At 71.0% G+C, this 16,667-nt stretch carries 17 protein-coding genes; 11 read left to right on the top strand and 6 right to left on the bottom strand.

Features of this window, described 5'->3' with window-relative positions; translation table 11 throughout:
• Positions 1–57: 57 nt before the first annotated feature.
• From ACUKCB_RS20705 to bagA, 3 genes are all read right to left on the bottom strand, one after another.
• A complete protein-coding gene (locus ACUKCB_RS20705) occupies positions 58–2,451 on the bottom strand; it encodes a penicillin-binding protein (RefSeq protein ID WP_473041081.1) in 2,394 nt (797 codons plus the stop codon).
• 575 nt (positions 2,452–3,026) lie between these two features.
• Positions 3,027–4,238, bottom strand: a complete 1,212-nt coding sequence (gene bagB / locus ACUKCB_RS20700; RefSeq protein WP_473037250.1) for an ATPase BagB — start codon at positions 4,236–4,238, stop codon at positions 3,027–3,029.
• A complete protein-coding gene (gene bagA, locus ACUKCB_RS20695) occupies positions 4,235–5,302 on the bottom strand; it encodes an ATPase BagA (protein WP_473037248.1) in 1,068 nt (355 codons plus the stop codon). The genes bagB and bagA overlap by 4 nt, the downstream gene beginning before the upstream one ends.
• Positions 5,303–5,450: 148 nt before the next feature.
• On the opposite strand from bagA, the gene ACUKCB_RS20690 reads away from it, so the two are divergent.
• From ACUKCB_RS20690 to ACUKCB_RS20675, 4 genes are all read left to right on the top strand, one after another.
• Positions 5,451–5,624 (top strand): DUF4177 domain-containing protein, encoded by a 174-nt coding sequence (locus ACUKCB_RS20690; RefSeq protein ID WP_017590156.1) that lies wholly within the window; start codon positions 5,451–5,453, stop codon positions 5,622–5,624.
• Positions 5,625–6,086: a RidA family protein gene (locus ACUKCB_RS20685; RefSeq protein WP_473037247.1), complete on the top strand. Its 462-nt coding sequence runs from the start codon at positions 5,625–5,627 to the stop codon at positions 6,084–6,086.
• Positions 6,087–6,143: 57 nt separating this feature from the next.
• The gene (locus ACUKCB_RS20680) at positions 6,144–6,983 is read left to right on the top strand and encodes an NUDIX hydrolase (protein ID WP_473037246.1); all 840 of its coding nucleotides are present in this window, start codon (positions 6,144–6,146) and stop codon (positions 6,981–6,983) included.
• Between the two features lie 108 nt (positions 6,984–7,091).
• A complete protein-coding gene (locus tag ACUKCB_RS20675) occupies positions 7,092–7,898 on the top strand; it encodes an MBL fold metallo-hydrolase (protein WP_473037245.1) in 807 nt (268 codons plus the stop codon).
• 131 nt (positions 7,899–8,029) lie between these two features.
• Here the strand turns inward: ACUKCB_RS20675 and ACUKCB_RS20670 are convergent, their stop codons facing one another.
• Positions 8,030–8,713 (bottom strand): Crp/Fnr family transcriptional regulator, encoded by a 684-nt coding sequence (locus ACUKCB_RS20670; RefSeq protein ID WP_014908639.1) that lies wholly within the window; start codon positions 8,711–8,713, stop codon positions 8,030–8,032.
• Between the two features lie 278 nt (positions 8,714–8,991).
• Here ACUKCB_RS20670 and nth point away from each other — a divergent pair, with 278 nt between their 5' ends.
• The 3 genes from nth (at position 8,992) to ACUKCB_RS20655 (ending at position 11,840) form a co-directional block, all read left to right on the top strand.
• Positions 8,992–9,735, top strand: coding sequence for an endonuclease III (gene nth, locus ACUKCB_RS20665; protein ID WP_473037244.1), 744 nt, complete (start codon positions 8,992–8,994; stop codon positions 9,733–9,735).
• 249 nt (positions 9,736–9,984) lie between these two features.
• Positions 9,985–10,638, top strand: coding sequence for an NUDIX hydrolase (locus tag ACUKCB_RS20660; protein WP_473037242.1), 654 nt, complete (start codon positions 9,985–9,987; stop codon positions 10,636–10,638).
• A gap of 23 nt (positions 10,639–10,661) precedes the next feature.
• Entirely contained in the window at positions 10,662–11,840 is a 1,179-nt protein-coding gene (locus ACUKCB_RS20655; protein ID WP_473037241.1) for a MarP family serine protease, read from the top strand.
• A 118-nt stretch (positions 11,841–11,958) separates the two neighbouring features.
• Here the strand turns inward: ACUKCB_RS20655 and ACUKCB_RS20650 are convergent, their stop codons facing one another.
• Together ACUKCB_RS20650 and ACUKCB_RS20645 are read right to left on the bottom strand one after the other, a co-directional pair.
• Entirely contained in the window at positions 11,959–12,513 is a 555-nt protein-coding gene (locus ACUKCB_RS20650; protein ID WP_452547794.1) for an ATP-binding protein, read from the bottom strand.
• Positions 12,514–12,526: 13 nt separating this feature from the next.
• The gene (locus tag ACUKCB_RS20645) at positions 12,527–12,874 is read right to left on the bottom strand and encodes an STAS domain-containing protein (protein WP_026119772.1); all 348 of its coding nucleotides are present in this window, start codon (positions 12,872–12,874) and stop codon (positions 12,527–12,529) included.
• A 232-nt stretch (positions 12,875–13,106) separates the two neighbouring features.
• Between ACUKCB_RS20645 and ACUKCB_RS20640 the strand changes: the two genes are divergently transcribed.
• The 4 genes from ACUKCB_RS20640 (at position 13,107) to ACUKCB_RS20625 (ending at position 16,530) form a co-directional block, all read left to right on the top strand.
• The gene (locus ACUKCB_RS20640; protein ID WP_473037240.1) at positions 13,107–15,467 is read left to right on the top strand and encodes a DEAD/DEAH box helicase; all 2,361 of its coding nucleotides are present in this window, start codon (positions 13,107–13,109) and stop codon (positions 15,465–15,467) included.
• A gap of 172 nt (positions 15,468–15,639) precedes the next feature.
• Positions 15,640–15,828, top strand: coding sequence for a DUF4244 domain-containing protein (locus ACUKCB_RS20635; protein ID WP_473037239.1), 189 nt, complete (start codon positions 15,640–15,642; stop codon positions 15,826–15,828).
• Positions 15,806–16,162, top strand: a complete 357-nt coding sequence (locus ACUKCB_RS20630) for a TadE family type IV pilus minor pilin (protein ID WP_473037238.1) — start codon at positions 15,806–15,808, stop codon at positions 16,160–16,162. The genes ACUKCB_RS20635 and ACUKCB_RS20630 overlap by 23 nt, the downstream gene beginning before the upstream one ends.
• Positions 16,159–16,530 carry an Rv3654c family TadE-like protein gene (locus tag ACUKCB_RS20625; RefSeq protein ID WP_473037236.1) on the top strand — a complete coding sequence of 124 codons (372 nt, stop codon included), beginning with the start codon at positions 16,159–16,161 and terminating at the stop codon, positions 16,528–16,530. The genes ACUKCB_RS20630 and ACUKCB_RS20625 overlap by 4 nt, the downstream gene beginning before the upstream one ends.
• Positions 16,531–16,667 lie beyond the last annotated feature (137 nt).

Here is a 16,667-nt window from a genome sequence, read left to right as displayed (position 1 = left end):
TGACCAGTCACCACCGCCCCCTTCGCCTGCTCCGTCAGTTCCGCAACCCTGCGGGTGTCAGTCCCTGCCGTCCCGGCCGGGCGCTCCCGCGGCGGGCGTCACCGGGTACCAGCCGTCGTTGCCCGGAGTGTCCTCGGTGCTGGCCTGACCGCCGCCGCTGCTCAGGAACACGTTGACCGTGGCGCCCTCGGGGAGCTGGCTGCCCGGGTCGGGGTTGACCGCGGCCACCGAGCCCTCGGGCTCGGAGGACCGGACGGTCGTGCCCGAGACGTTCGCTGAGTAACCGGCGTCCTCCAGGGCCGACACGGCGGCTGCCTCGGTCATGCCGACCACGTTCGGAACACCGCCGTCGTGGCTGGCCGGGCTGGCCTCCTCGTCCGCGTCGTCACCGGACCTGGGGGCGGACTCGGAGGTGGAGCCGAACTTGCCGGGCGGGGACGCCAGCTGTTCGACCTCCAGGCCCTCGTGGGCGCCGCGCATGGTCTCCTGCCAGATCGGTCCCGGGATCGTCGCCCCGTACACGACCGAGTAGGGGCGGTCGCCGATGGTGACGTTGCGCAGCGGGTACTGCTGCGGGCCGCGCGGGTCGCCCACGAACACGCTGCTGGCCATCTGCGGGGTGAACCCGGCGAACCAGGCCGCCGCGGAACCGTCGGTGGTACCGGTCTTGCCGGCCGCCGGACGGCCGATGCCCAGGTTGGAGGCGGTACCGCCGTGGAAGGTCTGCGACAGCAGGTAGCTGGTGCCGTCGGCGACGTCCTCGTCGATCACGCGCTCGCACTGCGGTTCCAGTTCGATCGTGGTGCCCGCCTGGCGGTCCTCGATCCTGGTGATGGCCTGCGGCTCGCAGTACGTTCCGCCGGCGGAGAAGGTCGCGTAGGCGTTGGCCACCCGGATCGGGGAGACCTCCTCGCTGCCGAGGGTGAAGCTGCTGTTGGCGAGGGAGTTCGGGTTCTCCGTGAACAGGGTGCCGTCGGCCCGCTTCAGCCCGAGCTTCTCCGCCATCTCCATCGTGTTGCACAGTCCGGCGCGTGCCTGGAGCTGGGCGAAGTAGGTGTTGGAGGAGGCCTTGGTTCCGGACACCATGTTGAGGTTGCCCGCGTTGCTGTCACCGGCGTTGCTCGGCGACCACGACTCCAGCCGTCCGCCGTTGCAGGACACCTGTCCGCTCACCGTGGTGGAGCTCGGCGAGTTGAACGAGGTGCTGAAGGGGAGTCCCTGGTCCAGCGCGGCGGCGAGGGTGAACGCCTTGAAGGTCGAACCGGCCTGGAAACCGGTGCTGCCGCCGCGGTCCGCGTCGGTGGTGAAGTTGATCGAGGTCTCGCCGAGCTTGCTCTCGTCGGGCCCGTAGTTGCGGCTCTGCATCATGCCGAGGATGTGACCGGTGCCGGGCTCGATGACCACCTGCGCGGCGACCTTGCGCGACTCGTTGTCGCGGGGGACCCATTTGTCCACGGCGTCCTGTCCGGCGTCCTGCGTCTGCGGGTCCAGGGTGGTGTGGATCTCCAGGCCCGCGGTGCGCAGCCAGCGCGCCCGCTCGGTCTCGTTGGGGCCGAAGCGTTCGTCCTGCTCGATCTCCTGCACCACGTAGTCGCAGAAGAAGGGCTGGTCGCTGGGGACGCACCCGTTGGGCGGGGTGTCCAGGTCCAGGTCCATGTCCTCGGACTTGGCCTCCTCGGCCTCCTCCTCGGTGATGGCGCCGGTGCTGACCATGCGGTCCAGGACGACGTTGCGCCGCTCGATGGTCTGCTCGGGGAAGAACCGGGGGTTGTACAGGTACGGGTAGCGCACGAGTCCGGCGATCGTCGCGGCCTGGTGCAGCTCCAGATCGCTCGCGGGCACCTGGAAGAAGTGCTGCGCGGCGGACTCGACGCCGTAGGCGCCGTCACTGAAGTAGGCGATGTTGAGGTATCCCTCGAGGATCTCGTCCTTGGTCATCCGCTGTTCCAGGGCGACCGCGTAGCGCAGTTCCCGGATCTTGCGGGCGATCGTCTCCTCGCGGGCCTCGTCCAGTTCCTCCTGGGAGGTGGCGGCCTCGATCTGCACGTTCTTGACGTACTGCTGGGTGATCGAGGAGGCACCCTCGGTGTTTCCGCCCAGGGTGCGGAGGGCGGCGCGCAGCGTGCCGGACACGTCCAGGCCGCCGTGTTCGTAGAAGCTGGCGTCCTCGATCGCCATGATCGCCTCGATCATCACCGGGGAGACGTCTTCGATGTCGACGAGCTCACGGTTCTGGTCGAAGATCTCGGCGATCACGCCGCCTTCGCTGTCGTAGATGGTGGACCGCTGCGGGGGCGGCGGTGTCTCGAGTTGGCTGGGCATGTCCAGGAAGCCGCTGGCGACGTTGCGCGCTGTGATCCCCATACCGCCCACGGCCGGGAGGGCCAGCGCGGCGACGAGGAGGCCGGCGACCACGCCGACGACCACCAGTTGGCTGATTCTTTGAAGCAATGTCCCCTGACCCACCCCATCAGACTAAGTGACCACAAACGCTCATAAGCGGTGCGATCGGTAACAGACGGTGCGTATTCACGCCGAATCGCCCATGGCGACGCACGGGCCGTGCCCCCGGACCATCTTTTCACGGTTATCGCAGACCGGCCCCGGTGCGGTTCGGCCGACCTGTGCCCCCGCCCCGGTCGGGGCGGGGAGCGGTCGGTCACGCGGCAGCCCTTCCGGGCCGTGTCCGATGAGACGGAGAGCAGGCCCGTCGGGTTCTGTCGACGCGGTGATCCGAACCGTTTTCTCGAGACGAGGGGGTGCCGTGACGCCACGTGTGCGCCGCACCCCGCGTGGTAGCGGGGGCCACCGTTTCCACCTCCACTCAACCAGAGCAGGACAACCACCTGGAACCGTGGGAGCGAGCACACGAGGGGGAGCGCGGCCGCACACGGAGCGGACGACGGGTGCCGGAGGCGCTGTTCCGCCGGATCGGCCCCGCTGCCCGGTTCGTCCGAATCCACGGTTTCCGATCGCGGATTCCCGGTACCGGTGCCCCTCAGTCCTCCGCGCCGGCCCTCCACAGCTCAGGAATGCCCGGGTGCGTCCTGCCCGGCGAGGGCGGAACCGATCCCACGCAGTCCCGCCAGGTCGTGCACGTCCTCCGGGCGGGCCGCGACCTCGACGACGCGCAGGCTCCGATGCGCGGACAGCAGCCGGGCCCGTAGCCCGGCCTCGCGTTCGTGGGCGCGGACCCGCTCCGCGTGCAACCGCAGCGCCGCCCTCGCCAACGGGTGGTCACCCGCGGACAGGGAGTCCGCGGCGGCCAGCGCCTCCGCGGCGCCCAGGCGTGCCCCCGGACCGGCCGGCAGGGGATGGGTCCGGTTGATCACCAGCCCGGCCAACGGCATGGAGTCCCTCGCGAGCCGGTCCACGAAGTAGGAGGCCTCGCGCATCGAGTCCGCGTCCGGGACCGCCACCACCACGAACGCCGTCCCCGGGGCCTGGAGCAGCCGGTACGTGCGTTCCGCGCGCTCCTGGAACCCGCCGAACACCGTGTCGAAGGCGGAGACGAAGGCACGCAGGTCGTTCAGGAACTGGGCACCGACGATCTTGCCCACCACCGAGCCCACCACGTTGAAACCCGCCCCCAGCAGCCGGAAGGCCCCGGTGCTCGCGGGCGCGCTCAGGAACCGGATGAGCTTGCCGTCCAGGAAGCGGCCGAGCCGCTTGGGGGCGTCGAGGAAGTCCAATGCGGACCGGCTGGGCGGGGTGTCCACCACGATCAGGTCCCACTCGCCGGACTGGCGCAGCTGCCCCAGCCTCTCCATCGCCATGTACTCCTGTGTGCCGGACAAGCTCGTGGAGAGGGTCTGGTAGAAGGGGTTGGCCAGGATCTGGCGGGCCCGCTCGGGGTCGGCGTGTTCCCTGACGACCTCGTCGAAGGTCCGCTTCATGTCGAGCATCATGGCGTGCAGGCTGCCTCCGGCCCCACCGGACCCTCCCGCCCCTACGCTCGCCTCGGAGAGCGGTACCGGGCGCGGGGTGTTGTCCAGCTCTTCCAGCCCCATCGACTGGGCCAGCCGCCGGGCCGGGTCCACGGTGATCACGACGGCCCGCCGTCCGCGTTCGGCCGCGCGCACGCCCAGCGCCGCGGCGGTGGTGGTCTTGCCGACCCCGCCGGCGCCGCAGCAGACGATGATCCGTGTCCCGGGATCGTCGACGAGGGCGTCCGCGTCCAACCGTCCCGCCTCGGACACGTCGGATCGGGGGATCGCCCCCGGATCGGTACCGGTCACCGTCCCACCCCCTGTTCGCTCAGCCGCCGGGCCAGGCCCGCCAGCGCGGCACGGTCCGCCCCGCCCTCCAGCAGGGGCAGTTCCAGGAGAGGGGGTCCCAGCTCCTCGAGTTCACCGCGGACCCTCTCCTGGAGCAGGTGGCGCAGCGCGTGCGAACGCACCTGACCCGCGAGGTCCGCGGCCAGCGCCTCGGGTGCCTCCGCCGACGCGGTCTCCGGCCGGGCGGCCTTCAGCCCGCGGACGAGTTCGGCGGTGTCCAGCTCCCCGGCCGCGGCAGCGGCCAGGTCCGTGCCGTCGAGGAGGGGCGGGGCGACCATGTTCACCAGGATCGCACCCAGGTTGAGGCCCAGACCGCTGATCTCGTTGATCCCGTCCCGGGTCTCCTGCGCGGGCATCTCCTCCAGCAGCGTCACGAAGTGCACCCGGGTCCGCTCGGAGCGGATGACCTCCATCACGCGGTCCGCGTGGTTGCGTACCGGCCCCACCCGGGCCAGCCCGGCCACCTCGGAGTTGACGTTCAGGAACTGCCCGATCCGACCGGTGGGCGGGGCGTCCATGACCACGCTGTCGTAGTGGAAGGGGGCGTCCCCGGAGCCGCCCGAGGAGTGCCGCCGGCCACCCGCGCGCCGCCGGACCGCCTCGGTGGCCTTACCGGTCAGCAGTACGTCCCGGAGCCCGGGCGCGACGGTGGTGGCGAAGTCCACGGCTCCCAGTCTGGTCAGCGCCTGACCGGCCCGCCGTATCCCGTAGAACATCTCCAGGTACTCCAGCAGGGCCGCCTCCGCGTCCGCCGCCAGCACGTGGACGGAGCCACCGTTCGCGGCGCGGAGCATCTCGCGCTCCTCGTAGGGCAGTGCGGCGCTCCCGAGCAGGGCGGCCACCCCCTGACGGCCCTCCACCTCGACCAGGAGCACGCGCCCGCCCCGGGAGGCCAGGGAGAGTGCCAGGGCCGCGGCCGCAGTGGTCTTCCCCGTACCGCCCTTGCCCGTCACGATGTGCAGCCGGGCACCGGCGAACGCCGCCTCCGGGCCGCTGCCGCGCGGCCCCCGTTCAGGATCGCTCACCCCACGGAGTCTATGCGCGCGCCCTGCGGAGAGTACGGGCGAGGCGCTGCCGGCCCGCGTTGACCGGCAGGGTGGGTGCGGGTGAGTAAGGTGAGCGGCGTTGAGGTGCGGTCCCCCCGGGACCGCCGGTGACTGAGAGGGGTGGACGATGTCCAAGTGGGAATACCAGAGCGTTGCTCTGCTGTCGCACGCGACCAAGCAGATCCTGGACAACTGGGGTGAGGACGGCTGGGAGCTGGTGTCCGTCGTGCCGGCGCCGCTGCCCGAGGGCACCGACCCGCGCAACCAGCAGTACGTCGCCTACATGAAGCGGGCCAAGTAGATGCCGACCCCCGAGGAGCGGATCGCGGAGCTGGGCCTGACCCTGCCCGAGGTGGTTCCGCCGGTCGCGGCGTACCAGCCCGCTGTTCGCAGCGGTGACCACGTGTACGTCTCCGGACAGCTCCCGTTCGTCGAGGGCGGTCTCCCGGCGACCGGCAAGGTCGGTGCCGAGGTCGACGCCGAAACCGCGAAGGAGCTGGCTGCCGTGTGCGCGCTGAACGCCGTCGCGGCGGTGCGTGCCGAGATCGGTGAGCTGTCGGACGTGGTGCGGATCGTCAAGGTCGGCGGTTTCGTCGCCAGCGCCCCCGACTTCACCGGGCACCCCGGGGTGGTCAACGGGGCCAGCGAGCTGCTCGGCGAGATCTTCGGCGAGGCCGGGGTGCACGCCCGCGCCGCCGTCGGCGTCGCGGCCCTGCCGTTGGACGCTCCGGTCGAGGTTGACATGATCGTCGAGGTCCGCTGACCGGGTCCGGGGAACCCGGGCCACAGCGCGGCTTTCGCGAACGACAGGAGTACGTCGATGACCGAGAACGACGATGTGGCCCGGCCCCGTCCCGCCGCCACCGTGATGCTGCTGCGTCCGGTACCGGGAGCGGAGGGCGCCCGGGCGGAGTGCGCCATGGAGGTCCTGCTGATGCGCAGGGTCGCCTCCATGGGCTTCGCCCCGGGCGCCTATGTCTTTCCCGGCGGCGGGGTGGACCGGCGCGACGCCGACGGCGACCTCCCGTGGACCGGTCCGGGACCGCAGGAGTGGGCCGCGATCCTGGGTACCGACGTGCCGATGGCCCGGGCCCTGGTGTGCGCCGCCGTACGGGAGACCTTCGAGGAGACCGGTGTCCTGCTGGCGAGCGAACCGGAGCGGGCGGGTGGGGAGGCCATCACCCTGGACACCGCCACGGACGACTGGGAGCGGGACCGCCTCGGTCTCATCGACCGTTCCCGTTCCTTCACCGAGGTGCTGTCCCGGCGCGGGCTCGTGTTGCGCTCGGAGTGGCTGCGCGCGTGGTCGAGATGGATCACCCCGAGGAATCAGCCGCGCCGATTCGACACCTGGTTCTTCACCGCCGAGCTCCCCCCGGGCCAGCAGGCGCGCGACGTCGGCGGGGAGTCGGACCACACCCGGTGGACGGACCCGTCGGTGGTCGCCTCCGAATGGGAGGCGGGCCGGATGCCGATGCTGCCGCCGACCGTGATCGCCTGTGCCGAGCTGGCGGACCGGCGGACCCTCGCGGGTGTGCGGGAGGCCCGGCGGGATATCGTTCCCATCGAACCGGACGTTCGGGAAATCGACGGCCAGATCCGTGTCGTTGCCCCGGACGGGGGCGAATTCCCCCTACCCGGGCCCGACTCGACTCCGTGAGCGCCCGCTCCCGGCGGTGTGGAGCGCTCTGTCGCGGATAGGTTTCCCTGCATGTCCTCTTGGCCGTCCTTCAGACCAGTCCGGTTCCGGCGAGCGAAGCGAGGTGCGATGAGGATCGACGGTTCCGGGACACTGCGCGCCAGCTGCGTACTGTGCCCCAACCCAGGCCCGATGACGTTGGAGGGAACCAACACCTGGATCCTGCGGGAACCGGGTGCGCGCGGGGTCGTGGTGGTCGACCCCGGGCCGCACGACGAGCGGCACCTGGAACGGGTGGCGCGGACCGTGCAGGAGCAGGGCGCCCAGGTCCTGATGACGGTGGTGACGCACCGGCACTTCGACCACACCGAGGGTTCGCGGTACTTCGCCGAACTGACCGGGGCCCCCGTGCACGCGGTCGACCCGGGGATGCGGGTGGGCGGCTCCGGCCTGTCGGACGGCCAGCTGCTCACCGCGGACGGGTTGGAGTTGCGGGTCGTCGCGACCCCCGGGCACACGGACGACTCCGTCTGCCTGTTCCTGGAGTCCGACAGCGCGATCCTGACCGGGGACACCGTTCTCGGTCACGGAACCCCGGTGATCGACGGGGACGACGGTCTCGCCCCCTACATGGACTCGCTGTACCGGCTTCGGGACCTGGTCGTGGAGCACCGGGTGCGCACTCTGCTGCCCGGGCACGGCCCGGTCCTGACGTCGCCGCTGGCGACGCTGAACTCCTACATCGACCACCGCGAGGCGCGCCTGGCACAGGTGCGCGAGGCGGTGCGGGCCGGTGCGACCAGGGTCGAGGAGGTCGTCGACCGGGTCTACCCGGACGTGGTGGAGAGCATCCGCCCCGCGGCGGCCTCCTCGGTCCGGGCGCAGTTGCGTTACCTGGCGGTCAAGGAGGAGCTCCCCGAGGGGGTCGAGAGCTGACTCCGGGGCGCCGTGGTCGCGGGCCGTGCCCCCCGCGGGGGCACCGGGGGTCCTGCGGGCCCTGAGAGGGTCCTGGAAGCGCTGCGGCCGCCACCCCGGAGGGTGACGGCCGCGCAGCGTCCGGAGTGGCCCTAGCGGGCGCGGCGGCGCATGCGCTCGACGTCCAGCAGCACCACGGCCTTGGCCTCGATCCGCAGCCAGCCGCGCAGGGCGAACTCGGCGAGGGCCTTGTTGACCGTCTCCCGGGATGCGCCCACCAGCTGGGCGAGCTCCTCCTGGGTGAGGTCGTGGTGGACGTGCAGGCCGTCGTCGCCCTCCTTGCCGAACTTGTCGGCGAGTTCGAGCAGGGCCTTGGCCACGCGGCCGGGCACGTCGGTGAAGACCAGGTCGGCCATCACGTCGTTGGTCCGGCGCAGGCGGGCAGCCAGCGACTTCAGCAGCTGCAGGCCCACCTGCGGGCGGCTGGACAGGAACGGCCGAAGGTCGTCGTGGCCCAGCCCGGCGAGAACGGAGTCGGTGACGGCCACGGCGCTCGCGGTGCGCGGGCGCGGGTCGAACAGCGACAGTTCACCGAACATCTCGCTGGGGCCGAGTACCCCCAGCAGGTTCTCCCGCCCGTCGACGGCCGTGCGGGTCAGTTTCACCTTCCCGCTGAGGATGACGTACAGGCGGTCGCCCTCGTCGCCCTCGTTGAACAGGGTCTGGCCGCGGCCGAGACGCACCTCGTTCACCGAGGAGCGGAGCGCGGCCGTGTCCTCCTCGTCCAGCGCCTCGAACAGAGGGGCTTTCCGGAGCACCTCGTTGATCTCGTCCACACGTCCTCCTAAAACCTGACCGTCAACAGTGTGACGTATATCGCAACCAGGTGTGAAACCAGGTCGTTACCTCGGCTTGTCCGCCGGGAGACAACGTGCCCACAACAGCCGACGTCAGCCCATGCGATCCTAGTCGTAATCGGCTTGTGTCAGGGCTTGTCCGCGCCGGGTGACCGGACATTGGTTACATAATCTCGGTCACCAGTCGAAACTTCGGTACGCCGCCGAATTCCGGCGACCCTGCCGTGCCCCCGCAACCGTGCGCCTACCCTGTGACGATGCCTCGCGACACCCCAGACGTGCCCACGGAGTACACCACGCCCACCGGTGAGAGCCGGCTCGCGCTGGTCCGCCGCGCCCGAAAGATGTACCGGGAGCTCTCCGAGCTGTACCCGGACGCCCACGCCGAACTGAACTTCACCACCCCGCTGGAGCTCCTGGTCGCGACGATCCTGTCCGCGCAGTGCACGGACAAGCGGGTCAACCAGGTCACCCCGGCGCTCTTCGCGCGCTATCCCGACGCCGAGGCCTACGCCTCGGCCAGGCGTGAGGAGCTGGAGGAGATGATTCGTTCGACGGGGTTCTTCCGAGCCAAGGCCAACAGCCTGATCGGTCTTGGTCAGGCCCTGTGCGAACGGCACGGCGGTGAGGTCCCCGGGAACCTCAACGACCTGGTCAAACTACCCGGTGTGGGACGAAAAACCGCAAACGTACTGCTCGGTAACGCCTTCGATGTGCCGGGGATCACGGTCGACACCCACTTCGGGCGGCTCGTCCGGCGGTTCGGCTGGACCGACGAACAGGATCCGGTCAAGGTCGAACACGCGGTCGGCGAACTCTTCCCGCGCAAGGACTGGACGATGCTCTCCCACCGCGTGGTGTGGCACGGGCGCCGCGTGTGCCACGCCCGCAGGCCCGCCTGTGGGGCCTGTGTGCTGGCCCGCTGGTGCCCGTCCTTCGGAGAGGGCCCGACGGAGCCCCGGGCCGCGGAGAAGCTGCTGCGCATGCGCTCGTTCGCGTGACCTCGGGGTCGGCGGCGGTTTGTACCCTGAATCACGTGAGAGCGCACACGTCGGCCCCGGCACGGGCCACCGGAGCAGCCCGGCTCGGTGTCCCGGTCCTCCCGACCCCGGCGGACCCGCGGGACGCGAGGTCCGACCATCAGACGATCCGTCGGGGAAGCACCAGGTGACCGGACCCCCGTCCCAGGCGCCCGACCCCCCGCACATGTCCACACATCGGCGCGACAACCCCCGGAACAGGTTCTGCGTATGAACTCGACCCCGCTCTGGCTGTCCGCGCTCGCGGACGACGCCAAGACGATGCCGGTGCCCGAACCCATGCGCCCGCCCGAGCAGGGCGGGCGCGAGTCGGCCGTCCTCATCCTCTTCGGCGAGACGGACCGGGGCCCCGACCTGCTGCTCATCCAACGCAACGCCGGTCTGCGCCGGCACGCCGGACAGCCCGCCTTCCCGGGCGGCCGGATCGAGCCCACCGACCCCTCGCCAGAGGCCGCCGCGCTGCGTGAGGCGGAGGAGGAGACCGGGGTCGTGCCCGCGGGGATCGACGTGGTCGGTCGGCTGCCCGAGCTCTACCTGAGCTTCAGCGACTTCCGGGTCGTCCCCGTCCTCGGCTGGTGGCGCGAGCCCTCCGAGGTCCGGGCCGCCGACATCGGCGAGGTCGCCGCCGTCGCCAGGGTGCCCGTCGCCGACCTCGCCGAGCCCGCCAACCGGGTCAAGGTGCGCTACGGGGCGGGGCCGGTGTGGGGCCCGGGCTTCAGGGTGGAGAACATGCTCGTGTGGGGCTTCACGGGCGCGATCATCGACAGCCTGCTCACTCTCGGCGGGTGGGAACTCCCGTGGCATGACAGCGGTCTCACCGACGTGTTCGAAGCCACCCCGCAGGGCCTCCGGCCGGTCGGGTAAAGCTCACTTCTTGGAGGGCATCCGTGCTCGACGCGGTTCTGGTCGTCCTGTTGCTGCTGTTCGCGGTGACCGGTTACCGGCAGGGTTTCATCGTCGGAGTGTTCAGCTTCGCCGGCTTCATCGGAGGAGGGGTCCTGGCGGCGCTCACCGCACCGGACCTGATCCAGGAGTGGGTGGAGGACCCCGGGCGGCAGGCGCTGCTGGCCATCGCCGTGGTGTTCCTTTCCGCCGCCCTGTGCCAGTTCATCGCCTCCTACCTGGGCACCCTGGTGCGCAACAAGGTCACCTGGGACTCGGCCCGGGTCCTGGACGCCCTGGGCGGAGCCGTGGTCAGCGGGCTCTCGGTGCTCCTGGTCGCCTGGTTCATCGGTAGTACGGTCGCCAACTCGGCCCTGCCGTACGTGTCCGAGCAGGTCAAGGAGTCGCGCATCCTCCACTCGGTGGACTCGCTGATGCCGGGTGCCGCGCACCAGGGGTTCTCGACCTTCCGTCAGATCGTGGACCAGAGCGCGTTCCCGCAGGTGTTCAGCGGTCTGGGCACCGGTGAGCTCGCAGAGGTCGAACCGCCGGACCCCGACGTCCTCACCACGCCGGAGCTCATCGACTCCAGCCGCAGCGTGGTCAAGGTCCTGGGCACCGCGCCCTCCTGCCAGCGACGGGTGGAGGGAACCGGTTTCGCGTACGGGGACGAGCGCATCATGACCAACGCGCACGTGGTCGCCGGGGTCACCGAGGACCTTCGCGTGGTCACCCGGGACGGGCACCAGCGGGAGGCCACCCTGGTGCTGTTCGACGCCCAACAGGACCTGGCCGTGCTGCACGTGCCGGGGCTGGAACTGGACCCGCTGGAGTTCAACGGCGAGGCCGCGCAGGGCGACGACGCCGTGGTGGCGGGGTTCCCGCGCAACAGCGGTTTCACGGCCGTCCCCGCCCGGGTCCGGGCCAAGCAGACCGCCCAGGGGTCGGACTTCTACCACTCCCAGCAGGTGAGCCGGGAGATCTACCAGGTCCGCGCCGTGGTGCGCCCCGGCAACTCCGGCGGGCCGCTGCTCGCCCCCGACGGCACCGTGTACGGCGTCGTGTTCGCGGCGGCCACCAACGAGGAGGAGACCGGTTACGTGCTCACCGCGGACGAGATCTCCGAGAACGCGGAGACGGGGATGACGGCCACCGGCGAGGTCTCCTCCCAGACCTGCGACTGAGCCTCCGGCTCCGGTCCGCGGGAGAATTCCTCCCGCGGACCGGAGGATCCGGATCCACGACCACGAGGGGCGCCCCCCTGCCGGGAGGCGCCCCTCGTGGCGTGCTGTCCGGTTCGAACTAGTTCGAGCTCGGGTTCTGGGTCTGGTCCGCCTGAAGCGGCCAGCTCATCCTGACGACCGTGCCCGTGTCGTTGGGCTCGATACTCACCTCGTCCGCGAGGCCGGTGATCACCGCCAGGCCGAGGCCGGGGGAGAACCCGGAGATACCGCCGGGAGGAGTGTCCTCACCGTCCAGGAAGAGTCCGTCGAGCAGTGGCTCCACGGGGTTGGCCGTCTCCTCGGCGTCCTTGGCCGGGGCGCGGTCGGAGACGACGACCTCGAAACGTCGTGTGGCGCTCCCGTTGGCGCTCAGCGTTCGGCTCGTGGTGTCGGTGCGGGGGTCCGACACCGGATCAGGTCCGCTGCCGTCGATCAGCTGGAGCAGGATCGGCTGTGTGGGGCAGTGCAGCTTGTGTGCCGCCACCGCCCGGGAACAGGCCTCTCCGACCGCCAGCCTGATCTCGTCGATCGCGGAGGCGGCGATGCCCGCCCGACGTGCGACGGTCGCGGCCATGAGCCGGGCCGTGCGCACGTGGGCGGGGAGCGCGCTGATCGTGAGCGTGATGGTTGCCATCGCTCGCTCTGGGTTACTTCGAGGAACGCTTGTCGATGGCTTCCTGCACCGAGCTGTGGATACCGAACACCTTGGTCAGCCCGGTGATCCGGAAGATCTTCAGAATCCGCTCCTGGGTGCAGACCAGGTCCAGGGTCCCGTCGTGAGCACGGACCCGCTTCAACCCGCCCACAAGCACACCGAGGCCCGTCGAGTCCAGGAACTCCACCTTCTCCATGTTGACCACGAGGTGGAAGTTGCCCTTGTTGACCAGGTCGATCAGCAGCTCGCGGAGCCGGGGCGCGGTATAGACATCGATCTCACCCTCAACGACGACGATCTCGGTGTCGCCCTCGGTGTAATGATCAAGCTTCAAATCCACTAGTCCTCCAGCGCCGAACCGCGAAAAATCGCGAAGTATCTCTGCCGGGCGTTACCCCACCAGCACGCATTCAACCACGGGTGTCGTGGGTGTCTTCCCGCCGTTCACGGGAAAACGGGGGCCCCGCGCCACTCTTCCCCCGGATGTCAGACTGAAACCGATGTCCACCGGCGCCCCGACCTCGGACGGAGGGCCAGCGGCTCGTGAACGTTTCCAGTGAGGAGGGGTCTCGATGAGGCGGTCGGAGCCCGCGCTCCCCGGTGTGTGGCGTGACGACACCCGGTACCCGCAGGTCACCCATATCGAGCATGTGGCCCGGAACGCGGGAGTGAGTGGGGACTGGCCGGGGTGGACAGCCCCCCATCTGGTCGAACGACTGGCCGAACGGGGGATCACGGGTCCGTGGTCCCACCAGGCAGCCGCCGCCGACCTCGCACGCTCGGGCCGTGATGTGATCATAGCCACGGGCACCGCCTCGGGGAAGTCGCTTGCCTTCCTTATGCCCGCGGTGGACGCGGTTGACTCCGGCGGAACGGTGCTCTACCTCTCACCGACCAAAGCACTCGCCCAGGACCAACTCCGGTGGATTACGGACCTGGGACTTTCGGGCATGCGAGCGGCCGTCTACGACGGCGACACCTCCCCGGAGGAGCGTTCCTGGGTGCGCGGACACGGGAACTACGTCCTGACCAACCCGGACATGCTGCACCACGGGATCCTCCCCGGGCACGCGGGTTGGTCGGGGTTCCTGCGCCGGCTCCGCTACGTGGTGATCGACGAGTCGCACCGGTACCGGGGGGTCTTCGGTTCGCACGTGGCCCAGATCCTGCGGCGTCTGCGCAGGGTGTGCGCCCGCTACCGGTCGGAGCCGGTGTTCGTGCTGGCCTCGGCGACCTCCGGGTCCCCCGAGCGGAGCGCCACCCGGCTGACCGGGGTCCCGGTCACCGCCGTGAGCGAGGACGGCTCGCCGCGGCCGGGGATGTCCGTCGCCCTGGTCGAGCCGGAGCTGACCGAGATGACCGGCGAACACGGCGCCCCGGTGCGCAGGACCGCGCCCTCACAGGCCGCCGAAATGCTGGCCGACCTGGTCCGGGACGGGGTGCGCACCCTGGTGTTCGTGCGCTCCAGGCAGGGCGCCGAGGTGGTCGCGATGAACGCCCGGCGGATGCTGGAGGAGAGCGGGGAGCACGACCTGGCCGGGCGGGTGGCCGCCTACCGGGGCGGGTACCTGGCGGCCGAGCGCCGGGAGCTGGAGGAGGCGCTCCGCTCGGGTGAGCTCCTGGGCCTGGCCAGCACCAACGCCCTGGAGCTCGGGGTGGACATCAGCGGTCTGGACGCCGTGCTCATCGCGGGGTGGCCGGGAACGCTGGCCTCCCTGTGGCAGCAGGCGGGCCGGGCGGGGCGGCGGGGCGAGGACGCCCTGGCGGTGTTCATCGCCCGGGACGACCCCCTCGACACCTACCTGGCCCACCACCCGGAGGCTATTTTCGGACGTTCGGTGGAGGCCACCGTCCTTGACCCGGAAAACCCGCACATCCTCGGTCCGCACCTGTGTGCTGCCGCCCAGGAGCTACCGATCACGCGTGCGGACTTCGCTCTCTTCGGTGAGACGACCGAGGAGCAACTCACCGGACTCGTAGCTCGGGGGATGCTCCGGAAGCGCCCGAGGGGCTGGTTCTGGACGAGCAATGAAAGGGCAAGTGACCTGGCCGATATTCGGGGAGCGGGTGGTCCGCCGGTCCAGATCGTGGATGTCGCCAGCGGCCAGCTCCTCGGTGAGATCGACGAGGCGGCGGCGCACGGCACCGTCCACACGGGTGCGGTCTATCTCCATCGGGGAGCGACCTATCTGGTCGAAGGACTGGACCTGGAGGAGGGGGTGGCCCTGGTGCGTGCGGCCGAACCGCCCTACAGCACCTGGGCCAGGGACACCACGGACATCTCCGTCCGGTCGGTATTGCGGGAGGAGACCTGGCCGAGCGGGGCCGCCGTCTGCTTCGGGGAGGTCGAGGTGGCCCGACAGGTGGTGGGGTTCCTCAGACGGGACGTGCGCACCGGCTCCGTCCTGGGGGAACAGCCTTTGGAGATGCCTGAGCGCACCCTCCGGACCCGGGCGGTCTGGTGGACCCTGCCGCAGGAGGGCGAGGACCGGCTGCGCAAGGAGGACGTGGCGCTGCTCGGTGCGGCCCACGCCGCCGAGCACGCGGCGATCGGCCTGCTCCCGCTGCTGGCCACCTGTGACCGCTGGGACATCGGAGGGGTATCCACCGCCGTGCACGGGGACACCGGGAAGCTGACGGTGTTCGTCTACGACGGTTACGAGGGCGGTGCAGGGTTCGCCGAGCGCGGCTACACGGCCGCCCGTGAGTGGCTCGCCGCGACCCGGGCCGCGATCGCCGACTGCGAGTGCGAGCAGGGATGCCCCTCCTGTATCCAGTCACCCAAGTGCGGAACCGGCAACGAACCGCTGAGCAAGTCCGGCGCCCTGCGCCTGCTCGACGAGGTACTGGGCGGGATCGGTGACGGGGGCGCCGTGGGCGCCGTCGGCCCGCCCCCCTTGGGGAGAGGGGACGCGGGGGAGCTCGAAGCGTAGGGGCGCAGGCGAGTGCCGGGGACGTCGGGCGGGACCCGGTGCTCGCCGGGCGCGGCGCCTCGGTGCCGAGTTGTCCACAGGTTGGGGGCGCCCACTTCCCTCCCGGCGCGCGACGGCCCAACCTGGAGGGACCGGGGCGGAACCACCTCCGCCCGGACGTCCGGGAGGTCCCATGTTCTCTTTCCCCTGCCCGAACCCACCCGACCACGCCGACGACCGCGGCATGAGCACCGCCGAGTACGCCGTGGGCACCGTCGCCGCGGTCGCCCTCGCGGGGGTTCTCTACCTCGTCGTCACGGGGGACACCGTCACCGACGCCCTCACCTCGATCATCGTCGATGCGCTCCGCTCCGGCAGCTGACCGCGGCTCGGTGACGATGGAGGCCGCGATGGTACTCCCCTCGCTGCTGCTCGTGCTGGCCGTCGCCCTCGGCGCGGTGGGCGCGGCGGCAGCACAGCTCTCCTGCGCCGACGCCGCCCGGGTCGGGGCCCGAGCCCTGGCCCGGGGGGAGCCGCCCGAGCACGCCCGTTCCCTCGCCCTCACCGCCGCACCGGGCGGTGCCCGGGTCCGACTGTCCGAGTCCGACGGCATGGCACGGGTCACTGTCCGGGTCGAACTGCGGATCGGCCCGCTCCGCGCCCCGCCGCTGACCGCTGACGGCAGCGCGGCGGTCCCACTGGAACCGGGTCGGTGAGGCGTGGGGACACGGGGTCGGCCACCGTCTGGTGGGTCTCCCTGTGCCTGCTGCTGTGGTTCGTCACCTACGCGGTGCTCCTCACATCCGCGGCCCGCCTCGAGCGGGACCGCGCCGGGACCGCCGCCGACCTCGCCGCCCTCGCGGCCGCGGCCCGGGCCCACCAGGGGGCCCGGGCCGCCTGCGCGGCGGCCCGCAGTACCGCCGAAGCCAACGGGGCCGCGCTGGGAAGCTGTGGCCTGAGCGGCCACACCGTTTCGGTGACGGTCTCGCTCTCCTCGGCGGTGCTGCCGAGTACCGTCCGGGCCCGGTCCCGGGCCGGGCCCGCCCACGGCATCCCCGGGGACACCACCGGGCAGGGGCCATGAACCCCCGTCCGGTGGGTGCTCGGTCGTGTTCTTGGGTTCTGGTGGTCGGGGTCCTTTTTCGCCGTGCTTTTGCCACCGGGGGTGACTTCGGCGCCGAACTCGCTCCTGGTAGCAGGATCACGGGGATATGCGGGTGG

This window comes from Nocardiopsis moroccensis (assembly GCF_055763695.1).
This window is presented reverse-complemented; position numbering and strand designations above follow the sequence as displayed.

What these genes read in the sequence shown, in the direction of transcription:
- ACUKCB_RS20635 (WP_473037239.1), top strand. Translation starts at nt 15,640, where the DNA reads ATGTTCTCTTTCCCCTGCCCGAACCCACCCGACCACGCCGACGACCGC.
- ACUKCB_RS20640 (WP_473037240.1), top strand. Translation starts at nt 13,107, where the DNA reads ATGAGGCGGTCGGAGCCCGCGCTCCCCGGTGTGTGGCGTGACGACACC.
- ACUKCB_RS20660 (WP_473037242.1), top strand. Translation starts at nt 9,985, where the DNA reads ATGAACTCGACCCCGCTCTGGCTGTCCGCGCTCGCGGACGACGCCAAG.
- ACUKCB_RS20675 (WP_473037245.1), top strand. Translation starts at nt 7,092, where the DNA reads ATGAGGATCGACGGTTCCGGGACACTGCGCGCCAGCTGCGTACTGTGC.
- ACUKCB_RS20680 (WP_473037246.1), top strand. Translation starts at nt 6,144, where the DNA reads ATGACCGAGAACGACGATGTGGCCCGGCCCCGTCCCGCCGCCACCGTG.
- ACUKCB_RS20685 (WP_473037247.1), top strand. Translation starts at nt 5,625, where the DNA reads ATGCCGACCCCCGAGGAGCGGATCGCGGAGCTGGGCCTGACCCTGCCC.
- ACUKCB_RS20630 (WP_473037238.1), top strand. Translation starts at nt 15,806, where the DNA reads ATGCGCTCCGCTCCGGCAGCTGACCGCGGCTCGGTGACGATGGAGGCC.
- nth (WP_473037244.1), top strand. Translation starts at nt 8,992, where the DNA reads ATGCCTCGCGACACCCCAGACGTGCCCACGGAGTACACCACGCCCACC.
- ACUKCB_RS20690 (WP_017590156.1), top strand. Translation starts at nt 5,451, where the DNA reads ATGTCCAAGTGGGAATACCAGAGCGTTGCTCTGCTGTCGCACGCGACC.
- ACUKCB_RS20650 (WP_452547794.1), bottom strand. Translation starts at nt 12,513, where the DNA reads ATGGCAACCATCACGCTCACGATCAGCGCGCTCCCCGCCCACGTGCGC.